General features: G+C 68.9%; 20 protein-coding genes. 16 read left to right on the top strand and 4 right to left on the bottom strand.

Going from position 1 to position 19230, the window contains the following annotated elements; translation table 11 throughout:
* Positions 1-45: 45 nt before the first annotated feature.
* A complete protein-coding gene (locus F790_RS0107900; protein WP_019591305.1) occupies positions 46-525 on the bottom strand; it encodes a DUF302 domain-containing protein in 480 nt (159 codons plus the stop codon).
* Between the two features lie 61 nt (positions 526-586).
* Between F790_RS0107900 and F790_RS0107895 the strand changes: the two genes are divergently transcribed.
* The 7 genes from F790_RS0107895 (at position 587) to F790_RS0107865 (ending at position 7411) form a co-directional block, all read left to right on the top strand.
* Positions 587-1255 carry a TVP38/TMEM64 family protein gene (locus F790_RS0107895; protein ID WP_019021950.1) on the top strand — a complete coding sequence of 223 codons (669 nt, stop codon included), beginning with the start codon at positions 587-589 and terminating at the stop codon, positions 1253-1255.
* Positions 1256-1306: 51 nt separating this feature from the next.
* Complete coding sequence (locus tag F790_RS0107890) at positions 1307-2833, top strand: BCCT family transporter (protein ID WP_019021951.1); 1527 nt, start codon at positions 1307-1309, stop codon at positions 2831-2833.
* Positions 2834-2916: 83 nt separating this feature from the next.
* Positions 2917-4185 (top strand): tetratricopeptide repeat-containing response regulator, encoded by a 1269-nt coding sequence (locus F790_RS0107885; protein ID WP_019591303.1) that lies wholly within the window; start codon positions 2917-2919, stop codon positions 4183-4185.
* A complete protein-coding gene (locus tag F790_RS0107880) occupies positions 4182-4892 on the top strand; it encodes a sensor histidine kinase KdpD (protein ID WP_019591302.1) in 711 nt (236 codons plus the stop codon). The genes F790_RS0107885 and F790_RS0107880 overlap by 4 nt, the downstream gene beginning before the upstream one ends.
* A 107-nt stretch (positions 4893-4999) precedes the next feature.
* Positions 5000-5329: a hypothetical protein gene (locus tag F790_RS0107875; RefSeq protein WP_019591301.1), complete on the top strand. Its 330-nt coding sequence runs from the start codon at positions 5000-5002 to the stop codon at positions 5327-5329.
* A gap of 20 nt (positions 5330-5349) precedes the next feature.
* Positions 5350-5679: a non-heme iron oxygenase ferredoxin subunit gene (locus F790_RS0107870; RefSeq protein ID WP_018870764.1), complete on the top strand. Its 330-nt coding sequence runs from the start codon at positions 5350-5352 to the stop codon at positions 5677-5679.
* Between the two features lie 31 nt (positions 5680-5710).
* Positions 5711-7411: a DUF1631 family protein gene (locus tag F790_RS0107865; protein WP_019591300.1), complete on the top strand. Its 1701-nt coding sequence runs from the start codon at positions 5711-5713 to the stop codon at positions 7409-7411.
* A gap of 59 nt (positions 7412-7470) precedes the next feature.
* On the opposite strand, the gene F790_RS0107860 is transcribed toward F790_RS0107865, so the two are convergent.
* Entirely contained in the window at positions 7471-7674 is a 204-nt protein-coding gene (locus tag F790_RS0107860) for a hypothetical protein (RefSeq protein ID WP_018946123.1), read from the bottom strand.
* A gap of 28 nt (positions 7675-7702) precedes the next feature.
* Positions 7703-7927 carry a hypothetical protein gene (locus tag F790_RS0107855; protein ID WP_018870767.1) on the bottom strand — a complete coding sequence of 75 codons (225 nt, stop codon included), beginning with the start codon at positions 7925-7927 and terminating at the stop codon, positions 7703-7705.
* Between the two features lie 251 nt (positions 7928-8178).
* Here F790_RS0107855 and F790_RS0107850 point away from each other — a divergent pair, with 251 nt between their 5' ends.
* From F790_RS0107850 to F790_RS0107810, 9 genes are all read left to right on the top strand, one after another.
* Positions 8179-11514, top strand: coding sequence for a bifunctional diguanylate cyclase/phosphodiesterase (locus tag F790_RS0107850; RefSeq protein WP_019591299.1), 3336 nt, complete (start codon positions 8179-8181; stop codon positions 11512-11514).
* 74 nt (positions 11515-11588) lie between these two features.
* Positions 11589-12335 (top strand): class I SAM-dependent methyltransferase, encoded by a 747-nt coding sequence (locus tag F790_RS0107845; RefSeq protein WP_018870769.1) that lies wholly within the window; start codon positions 11589-11591, stop codon positions 12333-12335.
* Positions 12336-12341: 6 nt separating this feature from the next.
* Positions 12342-12608 carry a DUF167 domain-containing protein gene (locus F790_RS0107840; RefSeq protein ID WP_019021960.1) on the top strand — a complete coding sequence of 89 codons (267 nt, stop codon included), beginning with the start codon at positions 12342-12344 and terminating at the stop codon, positions 12606-12608.
* Between the two features lie 12 nt (positions 12609-12620).
* The gene (pyrC, locus tag F790_RS0107835) at positions 12621-13655 is read left to right on the top strand and encodes a dihydroorotase (protein WP_019591298.1); all 1035 of its coding nucleotides are present in this window, start codon (positions 12621-12623) and stop codon (positions 13653-13655) included.
* Between the two features lie 101 nt (positions 13656-13756).
* Positions 13757-14242 carry a hypothetical protein gene (locus F790_RS0107830; RefSeq protein ID WP_024329563.1) on the top strand — a complete coding sequence of 162 codons (486 nt, stop codon included), beginning with the start codon at positions 13757-13759 and terminating at the stop codon, positions 14240-14242.
* 4 nt (positions 14243-14246) lie between these two features.
* Positions 14247-14627, top strand: a complete 381-nt coding sequence (locus tag F790_RS0107825) for a DUF1992 domain-containing protein (protein WP_018870773.1) — start codon at positions 14247-14249, stop codon at positions 14625-14627.
* A complete protein-coding gene (locus F790_RS0107820; protein WP_019591296.1) occupies positions 14617-15696 on the top strand; it encodes a PA0069 family radical SAM protein in 1080 nt (359 codons plus the stop codon). Before F790_RS0107825 ends, F790_RS0107820 begins: the two co-directional genes overlap by 11 nt.
* Before the next feature lie 93 nt (positions 15697-15789).
* Entirely contained in the window at positions 15790-16602 is an 813-nt protein-coding gene (locus F790_RS0107815; protein ID WP_019591295.1) for a hypothetical protein, read from the top strand.
* A gap of 9 nt (positions 16603-16611) precedes the next feature.
* Positions 16612-17511 carry a mechanosensitive ion channel family protein gene (locus F790_RS0107810; protein WP_019591294.1) on the top strand — a complete coding sequence of 300 codons (900 nt, stop codon included), beginning with the start codon at positions 16612-16614 and terminating at the stop codon, positions 17509-17511.
* Positions 17512-17519: 8 nt separating this feature from the next.
* Here F790_RS0107810 and F790_RS0107805 read toward each other — a convergent pair whose 3' ends face one another.
* Entirely contained in the window at positions 17520-19226 is a 1707-nt protein-coding gene (locus F790_RS0107805; protein ID WP_019591293.1) for an ExeM/NucH family extracellular endonuclease, read from the bottom strand.
* Positions 19227-19230: the final 4 nt, after the last annotated feature.

Genomic DNA, 19230 nt, shown 5'->3' with positions numbered 1-19230 from the left:
AGCGGGCGGGGAGGGCGCCCGGCCGGGCCGGGCGCCGGGGCCGGTTTACTGCAGCACGCTTTCGAGGATGCGTTCGTTGTCCTCGGTGGCTTCGGCCATGATCTCGGCGATGCTGCCGCCGAACACCCGCGCCACCAGACTGGTGTTCATGCGCGATACGATGACGGTACCGTCAGCGCGTTCGTAGACCGAGACGCGGCAGGGCATCATGGAGGTCACCAGATAGTTGTCTTCCTCGCTCAGGAGGTTCCCGGCGTGATCCGGCTGGCACAGTTCGAGGACCGTGACCGGGGCGACGTCGTATCCATGTTCGCCCACGGTGCCGCTCAGGTCGTGCTTGGTCGGGACCGCCCAGCCTTCGGCTTCGGCCGCGGTCTCGATGCGCTCGATGGTTTCCGCGTAGCCATACTGGCTTTCGTCCTCGACGATCATCAGTCCGGGCGCGGCGTTGTAGGCATAGGCAAAGGCCAGGATGATACCGGCGATCAGGCCGATGATGGCCCCCAACAGGAAACGGTTCTGCATTGCTCTCTCTCCTCGCTGTTTTTGTTGTCAGCATTCCCACGATACGCCCGTCGGGCCTGAAATGACCATGGCGAGCTCCCTGAAAGAGCATGGCGGTCCGCTGTTGCTGGCCGGGCTGGTGGTGCTCGGGATCGGGCTGGGCATGGCCGTCGGTGATCCGGAATGGATCCTGGAGACGGGGCGCCGGCTTACCGGCGATCCCTGGCTGCTCGCGGGGCTGGTGGTGCTGATGGCGATCCTGTTCACCTTCGCGCTGCCGGGCAGTCTGGTGGTGTGGCTGATTGCGCCGTTCGTGGCGCCATGGGTCGCGGTCCCGCTGCTGGTGACCGGCAGTGTCGCGGGCGCGCTGGGCGGGTACTGGCTCGCGGGTCGTCTGGGTGCGGATCGCGGCCCGCTGCGGCACCATCCCTGGCTGGTGGAGGCCCTGCGTCGGCACGGCGACTTCCTGAATCTGATGGCGATGCGTACCTTCCCGGGGTTCCCGCATTCCGTCATCAATTATGCCGGGGGCATGCTGGGCCTGCCCCGCGCGACCTTCGTGCTGGCCACGACCCTGGGGCTGTGCGTGAAATGGGGTGTGTATTCCAGCGTGCTTTACGGGGCGGCGGAGGCCATTGAGGACGGCGACGCACTGCAGCCCTGGACCCTGGTGCCGCTGGGCGTGCTGGCGCTGCTGCTGGCGGTCGGGGGCTGGCTGCGGCAGCATTACCGCCGCTCGGGCGAGGCCTGACGGCACGGCTGCGCGGCCAGCGGATCTACGCACAAACCTGAGAGAGAACGAATGATATTCGGACGACCGCATGCGTTCTTCGCCACCGTAAACCCGGTGGTGTTCACCGCCTCGTCGATCGTGGTGCTGACCTTCGTGCTGTTCGGGGTCATCTTCACCGAGACGGCCTCGCTGACCTTTGCCGCGATCCACGGGTTCATCACCGAGTATCTGGGCTGGATCTACATCCTGGCGGTGACCGTCTTCCTTGCCTTTCTGGTCTGGCTGGCGCTCAGTCCGTACGGGCGGATTCGCCTCGGGAATACCGAGGACCGTCCGGAGTTCAGCTTCATGGCGTGGTTCTCCCTGCTGTTCGGGGCGGGCATGGGCATCGGTCTGATCTTCTGGAGCGTGGCCGAGCCGATGCTGCACTACCAGAACCCGCCGTTCGGCGAGGGCGAGACCCAGGAGGCGGCCGGTGAAGCCATGGCCTTCACCTTTTTCCACTGGGGCCTGCATGCCTGGGCGGTGTACGTGGTGCTGGGCCTGTCGGTGGCGTATTTCTCGTTCCGCAAGGGCCTGCCGCTGACCATTCGGTCGATCTTCTATCCAATGCTGGGGGATCGGATCTACGGGCCGATCGGGCACGTGATCGACATCCTCGCGGTGTTCGGCACGCTGTTCGGGCTGGCGACCTCGCTGGGCTTCGGCGCGATGCAGCTGAACACCGGCCTCAACGTGCTGTTCGGCATGCCGGTGTCCGGCTGGTTCCAGGTGGGGATCATCGGGGCGATCACCTTCGTCGCGGTGATGGCCGTGATCTCCGGGCTGGACCGCGGGCTGAAATGGATGAGCCTGGCCAACCTGTGGCTGGCCACGGCGTTGCTGCTGTTCGTGCTGCTCGCCGGGCCGACGCTGTTCATCATCCGTTTCTTCCTCGACTCCATTGGCGAGTATCTCAACCACATCGTGCAGCTGAGTCTGACCGCCGGCGCGATGCAGGAGGCCGAGTGGCAGAAGAGCTGGACCATCTTCTACTGGGCCTGGTGGATCGCCTGGTCACCGTTCGTCGGGATCTTCATCGCGCGGGTCTCGCGCGGGCGCACCATCCGCGAGTTCATTGCCGGCGTGCTGCTGCTGCCGTCCCTTTTCGTGTTCGTGTGGCTGGCGGTGTTCGGCGGCACGGCGCTGCATTTCGAGCTGTTCGGAGACGGGGCGGGGATCGCGGCGGCGGTGGCCGAGGACACGACCATTGCGCTGTACGCCACGCTGGAGCAGCTGCCGCTGTTCCATCTGGCCTCGGGGCTGGCGACCGTCCTGATCGCGACCTACTTCATCACCTCGTCGGGCTCCGGGACCCACGTGATCGACGCGCTGGTCTCGCGCGGGAGCACGCGCTCGCCCAAGCGTCAGCGGGTGATCTGGGGCATCACCGAGGGCGCGGTAGCGGCGACCCTGCTGATCGTGGGCGGCGAGATGGCCCTGGACGGGCTGCAGACCGGGGCGATCACCGCGGGATTGCCGGTGGCGATCATCCTGCTGTTCGCCTGCGTGAACCTGACCCGGGCACTGCAGGGCGAGACGGCCGCCCCGTACTGACGCGGCCTGATGCGTCGGCCGGTACGGGACAAGTCCCTGTTCCGGGTCTTGGTTTCGGCGGTCGGCTGCGCCACACTGCGCGCATGTCGACCGCCGCTCCCCCTTCCCGTGCCGGCTCTGCCGGGCGCCCGCTGTCGCGCCTGGCGGTGCTGGTGGTGGACGATTTCGCCAACATGCGGGCGACCCTGCGCGAGATGCTGCTGACCTCCGGCTTCGAGGACATCGATCTCGCGCGTGATGGCGTGGATGCGCTGGACAAGCTGGAACGGCGTCGCTACGACATCGTGCTGTGCGACTACAACCTGGGTGACGGGCCGGACGGCCAGCAGGTACTGGACCGGGCCCGTGAACAGGGCTGGGTCGGGCCGGCCACGGTGTTCGTGATGGTCACCGCCGAGAACAGCAACGAGATGGTCATGGGGGCGCTGGAGAGCGGCCCCGATGCCTACCTGTCCAAGCCCTTCAACCGCGAACTGCTGGTGGTGCGGCTGCAGCGCGCCCTGCGGCGGCGGGATCCGCTGCGCGCGCTGGATCCGTACTGGCGTCGTGGCGAGTTCGCACAGGCGCGGGCCGAGGCCGAACGCATGCTGGAAGCAGGAGAGGGGCGTGCCGCCGACCTGCAGCGCCTGCGCAGCGATCTGGCCCTGGCCGAGGGCGAGCCGGGCGTGGCGGCCGAGGCCGCCCGTGCGGTGACGGGCGAGACCACGCCGCCCTGGGCACAGGTGCGTCTGGGCGAGGTGGCCGAAGCCGAGGGGGACCTTGCGGCTGCCGAGGAGGCGTATCGAGCGGCCATCGCGGCAACGCCGTATTACATGCCGGCGCATGACCGGCTGGCGTTCGTGCTGGAACGCACCGGCCGCGAGCGCGAGGCGCTGGACGTGCTGGTGGCGGCGGCGGAACGCTCGCCCAAGTCGCTGGCGCGGCAGCGGGCGCTGGGGCGGCTGGCCCTGGCCCGGGGGGAATACGAGCGCGCCGCGCGTGCCTGGCGCCATGCGATGGCCCTGGCGACCCAGATGCAGATACCGCATCCGGGTGACATGGCGTATCAACTGGAGGCATTGATCGCGCGCGGGGCGACCCGCGAGGCGCGGACCAAACTGCAGAGCCTGGAGAGTGATTACCGCGGTCATCCGGAAGTGCACTGGTGGGTCGTGGTGACGCGCCTGCGCCTGCTGCTGGCCGGTGTGGCGGTGGATCGCGCGGGGTTGCTCGGCCAGCTGGATGCGGCCATGGCAGCCGGATCACCGCCGCCGGCGCTGCGCGAGGTGCTGCCGGACCTGCTGGAGCAGGCAGGTGAGGGCGAACGCGCGCGGAGCCTGCGGACATCGAACGGCGGCCCGGGGGAGACATGAAGAGCATCGATTTCGGTACCGTCATCGCCATTTCCATCCACGACATGAAGAACTCGCTGGGGATGGCGATGAATTCGCTGGAGGCGTTGCGCGACCCGGAAACCGGCGAGTGCAACTGCGACGAGCAGACCATCGCGCGACTGCAGTACGAGGCCCATCGCGTGCACGACAGCCTGATACAGATGCTCACGCTGTACCGCAACCAGCAGGGGCTCTACACCCCGCGTTTTCGCCCGCTGCTGGTGATCGAACTGCTGGAGGACTACTGGGCGTCCAGCAAGCCGCTGATGGATCACAGCGGGGTGACGGCCGAAATCGACTGCGACGAGGACCTGGAATGGGTGCTCGATCGGGAACTGGTGACGGCGGTGCTGGAGAACGTGGTGACCAACACGGTGCGTTATTGCAACGCTCGCATCCGTCTGTCGGCCGCAGTGCGCGACGGCGAGCTGTGGCTGCAGGTGGAAGACGACGGTCCCGGGTTTCCGGAGCCCATGCTGGGTTCGCGAACCACCGAGGATCAGGCGATGCTGGAGCGCGGCGCCGGGCGGACCGGACTGGGCCTGTATTTCTGCGCGATGATCGCCGAGCTGCACACGGCACCGGACGGGACGCCGGGCTCGGTCCGGCTGTCGAATGATTCGGATCTCGGCGGGGGGCGCTTTACCCTGAGACTGCCGGCGCTGCCGCCGTCCGAAACCCTGTAGCGGCGGCGGTTTCGGGCGCCTTTGCGGGGCGCCGGGTAACCTGTGGTCTTACTGTCAAATCGAGAGAATCAATGCAAGCAGGATGGATTCGTCATGCCGGTCCGGCGTTGGCCGGGGCACTGCTGGGACTGGTGCTGGTGGCCTGCGGCGGGGAGACCACGGCGCCGGTGACCCTGGATCAGCTGAGCAGCTCCGCAGCGGAGTTTGACGGCGAGATGGTGGAGGTGACCGGTCGCGTCCAGTCCTTCGATGATCCGCGGCATTACTGGATCGAGGATCATCCGCGCAACCGCGTGGCGATTTCGCCGGATGCGGCGGTCGCCGACCACGTGGGCGAGGAAGTGCGCCTGGTCGGCCGGTTTTCGTATGATCCCGAGAGTGGCCGTTCGCTCGAAGTGAATGCGGAGGCGACGGCCGCCGCCAACGCCATCCACTGACCAACGAGCGGACGACGCACATGAGCGAATGGATCGACGTGGGGCCGGAAGGCTCGATTGAACCCGGAGACCACCGGCTGCTCGAGGCCGGGGATACTGAAGTGGCGGTGTTCAACGTGGATGGCCGCTACTTTGCCCTCGAGAACCTCTGCTCGCACGAAGAATTCCCCATCGCGGGTGGCACGATCGACGACGACTGCATCACCTGCCCGCTGCACGACGCGGAATTCGACCTGCACACCGGCGAGGCACTCACGCCGCCGGCCGAGGACCCCATCCCGACCTTCCCGGTGCGGGTGCAGGACGGGATGATCCAGGTCGGCAGTCAGCCGATCGGCGGCGACGCTTGAACCGGTCCGATCGCGCGCCCCGGGTGCGGCGATGACCGCCGATGGCGACTGGCAGGGCCTCGCGGGGCTGTCGGCGACCCAGCGCGAGGACCGGCGCTTCGAACATCCCAACTGGGCGCCGTGGTCGCCGCTGCACTGGTACGAGCGACTGATCGAGGCGGCGGAACGGTATTTCGGGCGCACCGCGCTGACTCTCGACCTGATGCAGGGCTATCTGCGCTGTCTGCGCGATTCCGGTGCGCCGATGATGGCGTTTGTGGTGGAAACGGTGGATGCCTGCGGCCTGGTGACCGAGGAGCCCGAAGCCGGCACCGCGGCTGGCGGCGCGCGCGAGCGGGAAAGCTCGGCAAGCTGGCAGGCCTATACGGCTGCCGCTGCGAGCCGTTCCGAAGTGCGGCCGCCGGACGCCGATCTCGGTCCGCTGTCCGCCCGGGGCGGGCCGGAGATGCCGTCAGCGGAGGATGCCCCCGAGGCCTGGGCCCGCTGGGCCGCGGAGCTGGCCCGGGCCACCGGCAGTGGCCCGCGCTCGTCCGGAGCGGGGGGTGCGCCCGCAGGTTCCGGACCGGACGGGGATGCCGGTGCGGGGGGCGCTTCCGGGAATGCGCCGGCCGCGGCGGAGCAGGCCCGCAGTCAGGAGGATCTGATGCCGTTCATTCTCGACCTGCTGCAGGGGATGTTCGACCATATCTTCCGCCAGGTCGGTTTCAATCCGCGCGTGCGGGCCGAAATCGCCGACATGCAGTTCGCGCTGGCGCGGGTCGTGATCCGTGATCTGTCGTTCTTCCGGGATCGCTCCCATCCGCTGCGGCTGTGGATCGGCAGCGTGATCAACACCGGGATCCGTGTGAGTCCGGAGGCGGACGATGCCGAAGGAGACGCTGGCGAAGAAGGCGTGAGCGCCTATCTGCAACGCATCCGCGACTCGGTCGAGCGCCTGCGTCACGAGGCGGACAGCATGGACCGGGAGGGTGCGCGCGCCCTGCTGGAGGACTGGCTGGCCGCGATCGAGGAGGAAGACGCGCGCTGGCACCGGCGCCAGGAGCCGCGCACGGAGACTTTCGAGGCCGAGGAACGCGCGGCGCGTGCACGGCGTTCGCTGACCGTCTGCGTACTGGAGTCCGGGGCCTCCCTGCCGCAAACGGCGGCGGACTCCGTGGAGGCGGCCTGGGAAGACCTGCTGGCGGCGGACGGCGGCGAGGACGAGGAGGTGAGCCGGGCGATCCGCGGCGTGGTGGAAGCGATCTGTCGCGGAGCGACGCCGGCAGAGATCCAGCCGCGGGTGGCAGAGCTCAAGGCGGCGGGCGAGCAGGCCGGTGTCGAGGCGCAAAGGCTGCGCCGGGTCGTCGAGCAGCTGGGCCGGGCGCATCTTGCGCGCATGCGGGCCACGGCGGACGCCGAGGCGTTCGACCCGCAAGAGCGGATCCGCCATCGGCGGCATCTGCGCTACGAGGACGACGATCCCGAACTGGTCACCGATCTGGACGACGCCTGGGTGTTCGAGGCCAGTCGCGCCCGGGTGGGAGACTGGTACGAGATGGTCGACCGCACCACCGGTGAGGCGCGGCGCATGGCGCTGGTATGGCGGGGGGAGGTCACGCGGCGGTTCCTGTTCGTGTCGCTTGACGGGGTGAGTGCGCGACGGCACAGCCTGCAGGGTGTGGCACAGGAGCTGCGCGAGGGCCGGATGCGGATCCTGCCGCAGGAAAACCCGCTGGACGCAATGATTCGCTGAAGGGGTCGTAAAACCGGCCGTGCGGGGCGGCCCCGCACGGCAACCGGGTAACCGGCGGGTCAGTCGACCGGCGGCATGTATTCGTAGCGCCGGTGATCCTCCTCTTCGGGCATGGGTACGCCGGCGGCTTCGAGGGCCTCGGTCAGGTCCTCGCAGTCGTCCAGGTCGTCGGCCCGGTTGCGCAGGGTGTACAGCGCATCCGAGGCTTCGGCGACGGGCATGCGGATAACGATTTCGCCGTTTTCGGCCTTGACCAGATTCATGATCATTCCTCCCGTTTGAGTCGCTGGTTCAGTCCTCGATCGAGGGCTGGCGCGGCGCATGTTCGTCGAATGCGTGCGGCGGCTGGCGGAACTCGTTGTCCAGCTCGTACACGCCCTGCTGCAGAACCGAAGACAGCGCGCGGGCGCCATTGCGGACCTCGCCGTTCAGTTCCGTCAGGTTTTCGGTGATGCTTTTGGCCGTTTTCTTGTCCAGCGTCAGCGTGACGATGCCGTTCTCGTTCTTGACGTCCATGGGCGGCTCCTTCTCGGATGGTCGCACGTTGGTGACTTGATCCAGCTCAATACTGTGACAGGATTGGGGGCGTAAAATTCTCGAGGGCGTATGCCGTTCCCGTGAAGCCCCTGATTCAAGCGTAGACCATGCGTGCGAGCCGGGGGGCTTGTCGAGGGGGAAGCTTCCATTCTTCAACCGGCCGCAGAGCCGGGGTTTTCACACAGGGGATTCCTTTACGTGTCTTGTCTTCCAGCCGGTGTCCGGTGTTGATGTTTTCCCGTCCTCCGGTGTTTCGGCTCAGACCGGCCGCACTGATCGCGCTCGGCTATCTCGTGGCGGGCTCCCTGTGGGTCGCGCTGTCCGACATGCTCTTCATGTGGAGCTTCGGGATCGAGGCGAGCCTGACCCGGGTCAGTCTGCTGAAGGGCCTGGGTTTCGTCTGGGTGAGTGGCGGACTGCTGTACCTGGCCATGCGGACATTCGGGGTCCGTCGGGGCGCGCGGACGCGTGACGGGCGCGGTCTGACACGGCTGCGCGGTCTCCAGCCCTGGGTCTGGGTTGCCCTGGCGGTGGCGGTCGCCGGTTCGGTCGGTGGTGTCGCCTTCGGCACGTTCCATATTGCTCAGGCCACCGCGGATCAGCAGGTGCGCGAAGAACTGCGGGCCACCGCCTTTCTCAAGGGCGGGCTGGTGGATCGGTGGATGGCGGAGCGCGCCGGAGATGCTCGAATCCTGGCGGATGCGCGCGGTCTCACCGCGTTTGTCCGCTCGTTGCAGCGCCACGACTCCGAGGTCGCGCGCACCACGCTGGAGAACCGCCTGCAGGCGATCCGGACGGCCTACGGTTATCGCTCCGTGGCGATCCTGGGGGCGGAGGAACACGCGGAACTGCTGGTTGCGGGGGATGAGTCCTTCCAGCGCGCCGCGGCCAGAGCGGCCCGCGTGGAAGCGATGCAGAGCGGAGTCGTCAGCCGGGCGCACGTGGACGCCGTGGACGACGCAGGGACGACCCGGCTGCACTGGGCCGCGCCTTTGCATCATCCCGGCGATCGCAACTCGGAACCGCTGGCGGTGGTGCTGTTTTCCGCCGATCTGGATCGCCTGGCACCGCTGCTCGGGGCCGCCATCGACCTGGAAGACGGGGATGCGGCGACCTGGCTGGTCAGTCATCCGTCCGACCGCGCGCCGGTGGTGATGCGGCTGGACGGTGAGTCCGCCCGGCGCGTGGAACCCCCGGCGGAGTTTTCGCAGGTGGAGAGCCGCCTGCTGCGCGGCGGCTCCGGCGAGGCGGTGCGGATCGGATCGCTGGGCGAAGAGGATAATGGTCGTCTGGCGGCGGTGCGTGGCCTCGAGCTCGATGACTGGTCGGTGGTGGTCAAGCGGGACCGCGCGCCCCTGGTGGCCGGGGCGCATCGGCAGGCGGCATGGACCGGCGGCGCCCTGTTGCTGGTCTGGCTGCTGATGGCCGGCGCCGGGGCGCTGGTGGGGCGTCAGCAATGGCTGCAGCGCAACCTGCGGCTGATGCAGTCGCATTCGGAACAGGACCGCCTGCTGCGGGTGTTCTTCGACATGCCGTTCGTGGGCATGGCGGTGTCAGGGCCGGGTGGTCAGGGCTGGGAGCGCGTCAACGACTGCCTGGGCGACATGCTGGGCTACCGGCCGGAAGAACTGGCGAAGCTCGACTGGGACCGCCTTGCGCACCCCGAGGACCGTTCCCTGGGTGCCGATCTGGATCGCGAGATGCGTGAAGGCCGGCGCGACGGCTATGACGTGGAAAAGCGCCTGCTGCGGGCGGATGGCAGCGTGATGGTGGCAGACCTCTCGCTGAAGTGTACTCGCCATGCGGACGGCAGCCTGGACCGTGTTGTGGTCACGGTGGAGGACATCACCCGGCGGCGCGAGGAGGAAGAACGTCGGCGCCTGGCCTCGGTGGTGTTCGAGAATACCCGCGAGGGCGTCGTGATCACCGACAGTACGGCGCACATCCTGTCGGTGAACCGCGCGTTCACCGAGCTGATGGGCTACACCCAGGACGAAGTGGTCGGGCGTACGCCGAAGATGTTCCAGTCCGGCCGGCATGATCGCACCTTCTACCAGAACATGTTCCGGCAGCTGGAGCTCTACGGGTACTGGCAGGGGGAGATCTGGAATCGGCGCAAGAACGGCGAGGTGTTCCCCGAGCTGCAGAGCATCACGGCGGTGCACGACCCGCAGGGCCGGCTCACGCATTACGTGTCGGTGTTCGCCGATATCTCGCGGATCAAGGCCTCGGAGGAGGAGCTGGACTACCTGGCGCATCATGATCCGCTGACCGAGCTGCCCAACCGTCGCCTGCTGCTGGCACGTCTGGGCCATGGCATCTCGCTGATGCGGCGGCGCAACGGGGTGCTGGCGCTGCTGATCGTGGATCTCGACCGCTTCAAGGACGTCAATGACAGCCACGGCCACGCCGCCGGCGATGCCCTGCTGCGCAGCGCGGCCATCCGGCTGCAGCGCGAGCGCCGCGGAACCGATACCGTGGCGCGGCTGGCCGGGGACGAATTCGCGGTGGTGGTGGAGAATCTGGCCCACCCGGACGACGCCGGCATGATTGCCGAATCCATGATCCGCCACCTGGCCGAGCCCTGTGACCTGGGCAACGGAGTCGAGGTCGAGGTGGTGGCGACCGTCGGGATCGCGCTGTTCCCGGATCACGGGGCCGGTCCCGAGGCGCTGCTGCAGCAGGCTGGCACCGCGCTGTCGCGCGCCAAGGAAGAGGGGCGCGGGTCGTATCGTTACTACTCGGACGCCTATACCGAGGCGGCGCGCGAGCGCATCGATCTCAGCTCACGTCTGCGCCGCGCGATGGAGCATGACCACCTGGAGGTCCATTACCAGCCGCAGTACGAGATCGCGACGGGGCGCCTCATCGGGGCCGAGGCCCTGCTGCGCTGGAACGATCCGGTGCTGGGGCGCGTGTCGCCCGGTCGTTTCATCCCGGTCGCGGAGAAGACCGGCCTGATCGTGGAGCTGGGCGCCTGGGTCCTGCAGGAGGTGATCCGGCAGGGACGGGCCTGGCTGGACGCGGGTTATCCTCCGATCCGGCTGGCGGTGAACGTGTCCGCGCTGCAGTTCCGACGGATGGCGCTGGATGAACAGGTCGCCGCCACCCTGGACGAGCACGGGCTGCCGCCGGAATGCCTGGAGCTGGAGATCACCGAGTCCGCGCTGATGGCGGATGCCGAGCGAGCCCGTCGTATCCTGGAATCGCTGCGCGACCGTGGGGTGCATTTCGCGGTGGATGACTTCGGCACGGGCTATTCCTCGCTCTCGCAGCTGAAGAGCTTCGCGGTGGACACGCTCAAGATCGACAAGAGCTTCGTCGACGGCATCGCCGGAGTGGTGCACGAGGATGACGTGCATGACCGGTCGATCACCACCGCGATCGTGGCGATGGCGCACGGGCTGGGGCTGACCGTGGTGGCCGAGGGCGTGGAGACCGCCGAACAGCTGGAGGCGCTGTGTGCGCTGAGCTGCGATTTTTATCAGGGCTACTTTGCCAGCCGGCCGGTGCCGGTGGCGGAATTCGAACGCGACATCCTGACCACCTCCGAGCAGGGGGGGTGACGCGCGCCGGGAATTGGTACACTTCGCGGCTTGTTGGGCCGGCCCGGCACCGGGCACAGGGGAGAGCAGAACCGATGGAAACCGATCCGGAGCGGAAACCGCATCCTGTCCTCAAGGACTATTACGGGGACGAAAGCAACAAGCGCGCGTTCGTCGACGACCTGTTCGATCGCACCGCACCCTACTACGACCGGATCCTGCGGTTCGGTTTTCTGGGTACGGGGCAGGCGTATCGCCGCTACTCGCTCAAGCAGTCCGGTCTGCAGCCGGACATGGAGGTGCTGGATGTGGCGACCGGGACCGGCCCGGTGGCCGAAGAGATCCGCAAGATCACCGGCGATGAGCGCATCACCTGCGTGGATCCTTCGCGCGGGATGATCGACGTGGCGCGGGGCAAGCTGAATTCGCGCTTCATCCAGGGGCTGGCCGAGGATCTGCCCGTCGCCAGCGAGCAGTTCGACCGCGTGTACATGGGCTACGGTCTGCGTCACGTGCGGGATCTGCGCGAGGCGTTTGCGGAGTACTTTCGCGCGCTCAAGCCCGGCGGTCGCTGCATGATCCTCGAGGTCTCGCGTCCGCGGACGAAGCGGCAGATGGTCATGGCCCGTTTCTACTTCCGCGATTTCATCCCGTTTCTCAGCCGTGTGCTGACACGTGATCCGGACGGGCATACCCTGATGCGGTATTTCTGGGAAACCATTGACCAGTGCGTGCCCCCGGAGGAGATCATGGAGACGCTGGAATCGGTGGGCTTCGAGGACGTCCACCGTGAAGTGCAGCTGGGGGTCTTCTCCGCCTACATGGCCACGCGTCCGGCCTGATACCGCGTGGCCCTGGCCCGACTGAAGCTGCGCGTCTCCCCCGGTGCCCGCGAGGATGCGGTGGTGGGCTGGATGGGCGACGCCCTCAAACTGCGAGTCCGGGCCGCGCCGGAAAAGGGGCGCGCCAACCGGGCCGTCGAACGCCTGCTGGCGGCCGAACTGGGGCTGCCGGCGGATTCGGTGCGGGTGGTGAGCGGCCAGGCCGGCCGCGACAAGACTGTGGAGGTCGACGGCCGGGGCGAGGCCGCACTGCGCGAACACTTCGCTGGATGACAAGGATTACTGATGGAACGCCTGACGCTGACCCGTCCCGACGACTGGCACCTGCACCTGCGCGACGGGGACATCCTCGCCTCGGTGTTGCCGGACACCGTGCGGCGCTTTCGCCGGGCGATCGTGATGCCGAACCTCAAGCCCCCGGTGACCTCGGTGGATGCGGCAGCCGCGTACCGTGACCGCATCCTCGCGGCACTCCCGGACGAGGCCGACTTCGAGCCCCTGATGACGCTCTATCTGACCGAGGAGACCACGCCCGGGATGATCGATGCGGCGCGCCAATCCGGCTTTGTCCATGCGGTGAAGCTGTACCCGGCGGGGGCCACCACGCATTCCGCCAGCGGGGTCACCGACATCCGCCGTTGCTACCCGGTGTTCGAGGCGATGGAGCGGGCCGGGCTGCCGCTTTTGATCCACGGCGAGGTCACCGACCCGGACGTGGACATCTTTGACCGCGAGGCGGTGTTCATCGAACGCCATCTGCAGGGCCTGGTGCGCGACTTCCCCGGGCTGCGCATCGTGCTGGAACACGTGACGACCGAGGCGGCGGTCTCCTTCGTGGAATCCGCGCCGGACAACGTCGGCGCGACCATCACCCCGCAGCACCTGCTGTACAACCGCAACGCGCTGTTTGCCGGCGGCATGCGGCCGCATCATTTCTGCCTGCCGATCCTCAAACGCGAGCGTCACCGGGAAGCACTGGTGCGGGCGGCGACCAGCGGGCACCCGCGTTTCTTCCTCGGGACCGATTCCGCACCGCATCCGCGCCACGCCAAGGAATCGGCCTGCGGTTGCGCGGGCATCTATTCCGCGCATGCGGCCATCGAGCTGTACGCCGAGGCCTTCGCGGCGGCCGGCGCGCTGGACCGCCTGGAGGGCTTCGCCAGCCATCACGGTGCGGACTTTTACGGCATGCCGCGCAACACCGGCTCCATCACCCTGGAACGCGCGGAATGGACCGTGCCCGAGGCGGTCCTGTTCGGACACGATCCGGGTGTACCCCTGCGGGCGGGCGAGACCGTCGCCTGGCGGGTGGCGGAGTGAAGTCCGCACCGCCCCCGGTTTGAACCCCGGGGCGGTTGGCGCGGTCTTTCCGGACAGAACCTTTCAATGCGTTTTCGCAAGGAGTCAACGTGCGGGACAGTGTGACCGAACCTGAAGTGCAGCGCGGAACCCTCTGGTTCTGGCTGCTGATCAGCCTGGGGTTGGCCGCGGCCATCATCGCGCTTGGCGTGCAGCTGGAGCCGGCGGGTGCGGCCATCCTGCGCGCCCCGCTGGAGTCGCCCGCGGCCGGTGCCCTGGGCTTCGGCCTGATGATGATCTGGGCCGCCTATGCCTACGCCCTGTCGGCCGGCAAGGCCGCGGGCTCTCAGGAGATGGGGCTGGTGGTACTCAACCTGGGCCTGCCGCTGGGCCTGATTGCCCTGTGGACCTGGGAGATCAACGCCCTGTCGTTCTTCGTGGCCGTGGGCTGGGCGATCAGCCTGGGCGGCATGGGCATCCGGCTGTTCCGGCGTGAACCACTGGCCGGCGTGATGATGCTGCCGATCTTCGGGGTGAGCCTGACGGCCATCCTGCTGTCGCTGACGCTGTGGATGCTGCCGGTCGCCCAGCAGGGCGGTGCCGTCTGACGCCATGTTGCTGAACGAGGCGCAGATCGAGGCGCAGCTGGCCGATGCCGCGCGGCGCGGGGAGTTTGATGATCTGCCCGGGGCCGGGCGGCCGCTGGAGCTGGATGACGACCGCGACGTGCCGGAAGACATGCGCATGGCGTTTCGCATCATGAAGAACGCCGGCTACGTGCCGGAAGAGGTCCGGCTGCGCGGCGAGATCGCCTCGGTGGAGGCCCTGCTGCGCGAGGCCGAGGACCCCGAGGGCCGGGAACGCCATTCGCGCCGTCTGCGTGTGCTGCTGGACCGACTGGCGCGCGAGCGCGGGCGCACCGGTGGCGATGCCGGGCTGGCCACCGAGTCCGGGTATTTCCGGGCCCTGTGCGCAAGGCTCGATGGCGAGTGAGCCACCGCGCGGCCGGGGTAGCGCCAGCCGGCCGGCCGCCCGCTATGAACCCCTGCAGCGCGAACCCGTGGACGACGGCTGGGTCGGGGACGACGAAGCCGCCCCGGCGCTGCGCACCGAAGTGACCCCGGAGACGCCGCGCAGCCTGCTGGTGCGCAACGACTCCCCGGATGTCCCGTTTACCCTGTCCATCAATCCCTATCGGGGCTGCGAACATGGCTGCGCCTACTGTTTCGCGCGGCCGGCGCATGCCTATGTGGGGCTGTCGCCCGGACTGGACTTCGAGAGCCGGCTGTACGTGAAGACCGGCGCGGCGGCCGTGCTGCGCCGCGAACTGGGTGCGCGCAACTACCGGCCGTCACCGGTCGCGCTGGGCATCAACACCGATGCCTACCAGCCGGTGGAGCGGGAATGGCGGGTCACCCGCGAGCTGCTGGAGGTGCTGGCGGAGAGCGCGCATCCGGTGTCCATCGTCACCAAGTCGGCGCTGGTGGAGCGCGATCTCGATCTCCTGGGGCCGATGGGGCGCGCCGGGCTGGCGCAGGTGGCGGTGTCCCTGACCACCCTCGATCGCGGTCTGTCCCGGCGTCTGGAGCCGCGCGCGGCGGCCCCGCAGCGGCGCCTGGAGACCATCCGGCGGCTGACGGATGCGGGCGTGCCCGTGAGCGTGCTGGTGGCCCCGCTGATCCCGGTGCTGACCGATGGCGAGACCGAGGCCCTGCTGGAGGCGGCGGCCGAGGCCGGTGCGGTGTCGGCCGACTACGTACTGCTGCGCCTGCCGCGCGAGGTGGCGGGGCTGTTCGAGGAGTGGCTGCGGGCCCACGAGCCGTTGAAGGCGGAACACGTGCTGGCGCGCCTGCGCGAAGCGCACGGCGGGCGGGTCTACGATTCCAGCTTTGGCCAGCGCATGCGGGGCTCCGGGGCGTGGGCCGAACTGCTGGGACAGCGCTTTGCCCTCGCGCGGCGCCGCCACGGGCTGGACCGCTGGTCCGGGGATCTCGATTGCTCGCAGTTTCGCCCGCCGGCACCAGCGCGACCGGCCGACGACCGGCAGCTGGACCTGTTCTGAGCCCGTTATTCGGTGCGGCGGAATGGTCGGGGCGGCGGGCGGCTTCTGCGGCACGCCGCTTCGCGCTACAGTGACCCGGAGAGGGAGGGTCCCATGGGCGTACGCGTACATTCCAATTCCGGTGAGGATGCCGGCTGGTGGGGTCCAGTGGAGCTGCCGCCCGGGACCACCGGGTACTGGGCGATCGGGCCGCTGGACCTGTGGCTGAAACGCTGCGCCGATGAGTGGGACCTGTGGCTGGCGCGCGAGCGGGATCCGGAGGAAAGCGGTTTCCGGCGCGAGATCCCGGCGCGCGAGCCGGTGCCCGAGAAACCGGCGGAGCAGCGACGGTTTGCCGGCACCCCGGGCGGGGCGACGGCCACGCTGGCCGTGGCCCTGGCCGACCGGCCGGTCGTCAGTCGTCCGGAGGCACCGTTCCATGTGCCCGCGGGCGGCGAGGTCACCCTGTATGTGAGCACGCCCGCCTGGGTGCAGCTGCGGCTGGGAGAGACCCGGCTCCACGAGTTTCCCGCGTATCCCGCCTCCGATACCTGGTTCGGCCTGAACACGGTGGAGGGCGAGCTGTGCTATGCCAGCCGCACCCAGGCGCGCATGACTCTCGAAGACGTGCCCGAGCGCGCTCATCGTGTGCTGACACCGCTGACGGTGCACAACGCCGCCCGCGACACCCTGCTGCTGGAGCGCATCAAGCTGCCGGTGCCGCGCCTGCCGGTGTATGCGGACGCGCGCGGCCGCCTGTGGACTTCGGCGGTGCGGGTACAGCACGAGCCCGAACGGGACCTGGCCGAGGTCAAGCTGGGCGAGGGGCCTCCGGCCGAGTCGCCCCGCGCGCGGCGGGTGGCCGAACCGCGTGAATCGGGTGGCAGCCGCTTCAGCCTGCGCGCGTTCAGCGCACTGTTCCAGTAGGGGGGCGAGATGGAAGAGGGTTCCTGGATCGCGCGCAGTGTGGAGCTGATGACCGCCGACGCGGTGCTCGCCTGGGTCCGCGCGGCGATCTATCTGGGGGTGGGACTACTCCTCGCGCGGGTGGTGTCGCGCACCCTGATCCGGGTCGCGGGACGCCATCTGGACGCCCAGCAGGCGATGCTGGTGCGGCGCATCGGGTTCTACCTGGTGCTGGTGCTGGCCGGGGTATCGGCCCTGCGCGAGCTGGGCTTCGACCTGACCGTACTGCTGGGGGCCGCGGGCATCCTGACGGTGGCCATCGGCTTTGCCTCGCAGACCTCCGCCTCCAACCTGATCTCGGGCCTGTTCCTGATCGGCGAGCGCCCGTTCGCGGTGGGCGACGTGGTCCGGGTGGGTGACGTGACCGGCGAGGTGCTGTCCATCGACATGCTGTCGGTCAAGCTGCGTACCTTCGAGAACCTGATGGTGCGGGTACCCAACGAGACCCTGGTGAAGTCGCAGCTGACCAACCTGACGCGCTTTCCGATCCGGCGTCTGGACATGCAGATCGGCGTCGCCTACCACGCCGACATCGTGCGGGTGCGCGAGATCCTGATGGACGTGGCCGATCGCGAACCGCTGTGTCTGGAGGAGCCGCGCCCGCTGTTCATCTTCCTTGAATTCGGCGACTCGGCACTGAAACTGCAGTTCTCGGTCTGGGCGAAGCGGGAAAACTTCCTCGACCTGCGCAATCGCATGCACATCGCGGTCAAGAAGGCCTTCGACGACGCCGGCATCGAGATCCCGTTCCCGCAGCGCACCCTGGGTTCGCTGACCGGCGCCCCCTTCCCGGTGCGCGTGGTCTCCGGCGACGAGCCGGCGCCCGGGCCCGAGGTCCCGCCGGTGGACAATACCCCCGGTAATCGCTGACTGGCGGCCTACGGGCGCAGGTCGAGCCACACCGGGTCATGGTCGGAAGCGCGCCAGGGGCCGTCGGCCGGATGAGCACCGTCGAAGCCGAGGAACACGGGTTCGTCGGCGTTCACCGCCCAGGTGTCGGCGGCCACGACCCGCGCGGCCAGCGCCTCCGGGCCGAGCAGGTAATCGAGTTGCCCCGAGCGGCCGCGGAACACGTAGGTGTGGATGTTCTCCGGGGCCGTGGCCACCAGATCCTCCTTGCCGGCCGCGCGCAGGGCGGCCAGCGGGTCTTCGGCGGCGTAGCTGTTGAGGTCGCCGGCGATGATCACCGGCGGGTCGTCCGGTCTGGCCGCGCGCTGCCGGGCGATCCACTCCGCCAGGCGCTCGGCCTGCTCGGTGCGGCGCTGGTTCCAGCAGCCCTGACCGCGGTCGATGTCGCCGTGCTCCGGACAGCCGGTCTTGGCCTTGAAGTGCACGGCCACCACGCCGAAGGGTTCGCCGCCGTCGCGTGAACGGAACCAGCCCAGCAGCGGCGGGCGATGGTGGACCGAGTCCCCGTCGGCCGCGGTGTCCAGCAGTTCCACTCGTTCGCGGTCGTAAAGCAGGCCGACCTGGATCGCATCGCTCCCGCTGTCGGGGTGGGCGGCCTTGCGCATGTGCGTGCGCTCGTCCAGGGCATCCACCCGCTCGCGCAGCTCGCGCCCGGCGGCGGGGCGGTTCTCCAGTTCCACGAATGCGAGGACGTCCATCGCCAGGCCCGCGAGCTGGGCGTCCAGCTTGGCGGTCTGGCGTTCGCGTTCGGCGGGGTCCTGCGCGCCGCGCTCGCCCAGGGTGACGAAGTCGTTCTCGAGGTTCGCGGTGGCGATGCGCAGGGTGTCGTCGCCGGGCTCGGGCGGCGGATCGGGGCGTTCCCCGCCTTCCCATTGCGGCGGTTGGACCGGATGCACGCGGTGGGCATCGAAGGCGTGGGTCAGGATGCCGGTCAGGCCGTCCACCCGACTGCCGACGCGGCGGGTGCCGGCGTTGTCCAGATACGGCACCGGGTCGGGGCGGGCGCGGTAGCTGCCGTCGTCCAGCACGATGCGACGGTCCCCGTCCCCGTCCCCGGCGTCCGGATCACCGAATTCCCCGGTCTGGCCCGGGTGGCGCAGGCGCCCACCGGCGGCAAGGTCCAGGCTGCCGTAGCGCGCCAGTTCGCGATTGGCGGTGACGGTCAGGGTCTGGTCGAAACGCACGCGCACGTCCTCCAGGCCCTCCAGCCGGTCGGCGTCTTCCGGTAGGCGCAGGGTCACGGCCTGCGGGGGTTCGCCGCGCCGGCAGCGCTCCAGTGCCTGCACCCGCGACAGCTGCGGGCGGCCGTGGTGGCGGCCGAAACGGGCATGGACCTGCACCCGGTCACCGGGTTGCAGGTCGGCGTCGCCGCGGTCCGGGGCGTACACGAACAGCCCGGTGGGCGGGTCGGTCGCGTCGTCCTGCAGATAGAACCCGCCCAGCGCGTCCTCGCCGTGGAATACGCCGCTGACCGTGCCCTCGGCGACCACGGGTTGATCCTCGTCCACCGCGCCGGCGCGCAGCTCGTCGAGGGCCATGCGTTCGTCGGCCGGCGGGGCGGGGCAGTCGGCGGTGGCCGCCCCCGGCAGGGCCGGGGCCAGCAGCAGGATCAGGGCGGCGGTGGCGGCGCGAGGGTTCCGCACGGCGCGCGGGGTGTGGCGGGTCGGTGCATGCATGGTT

Source organism: Thioalkalivibrio sp. ALE20 (assembly GCF_000381405.1).
Lineage (GTDB): Bacteria > Pseudomonadota > Gammaproteobacteria > Ectothiorhodospirales > Ectothiorhodospiraceae > Thioalkalivibrio.
This window is presented reverse-complemented; position numbering and strand designations above follow the sequence as displayed.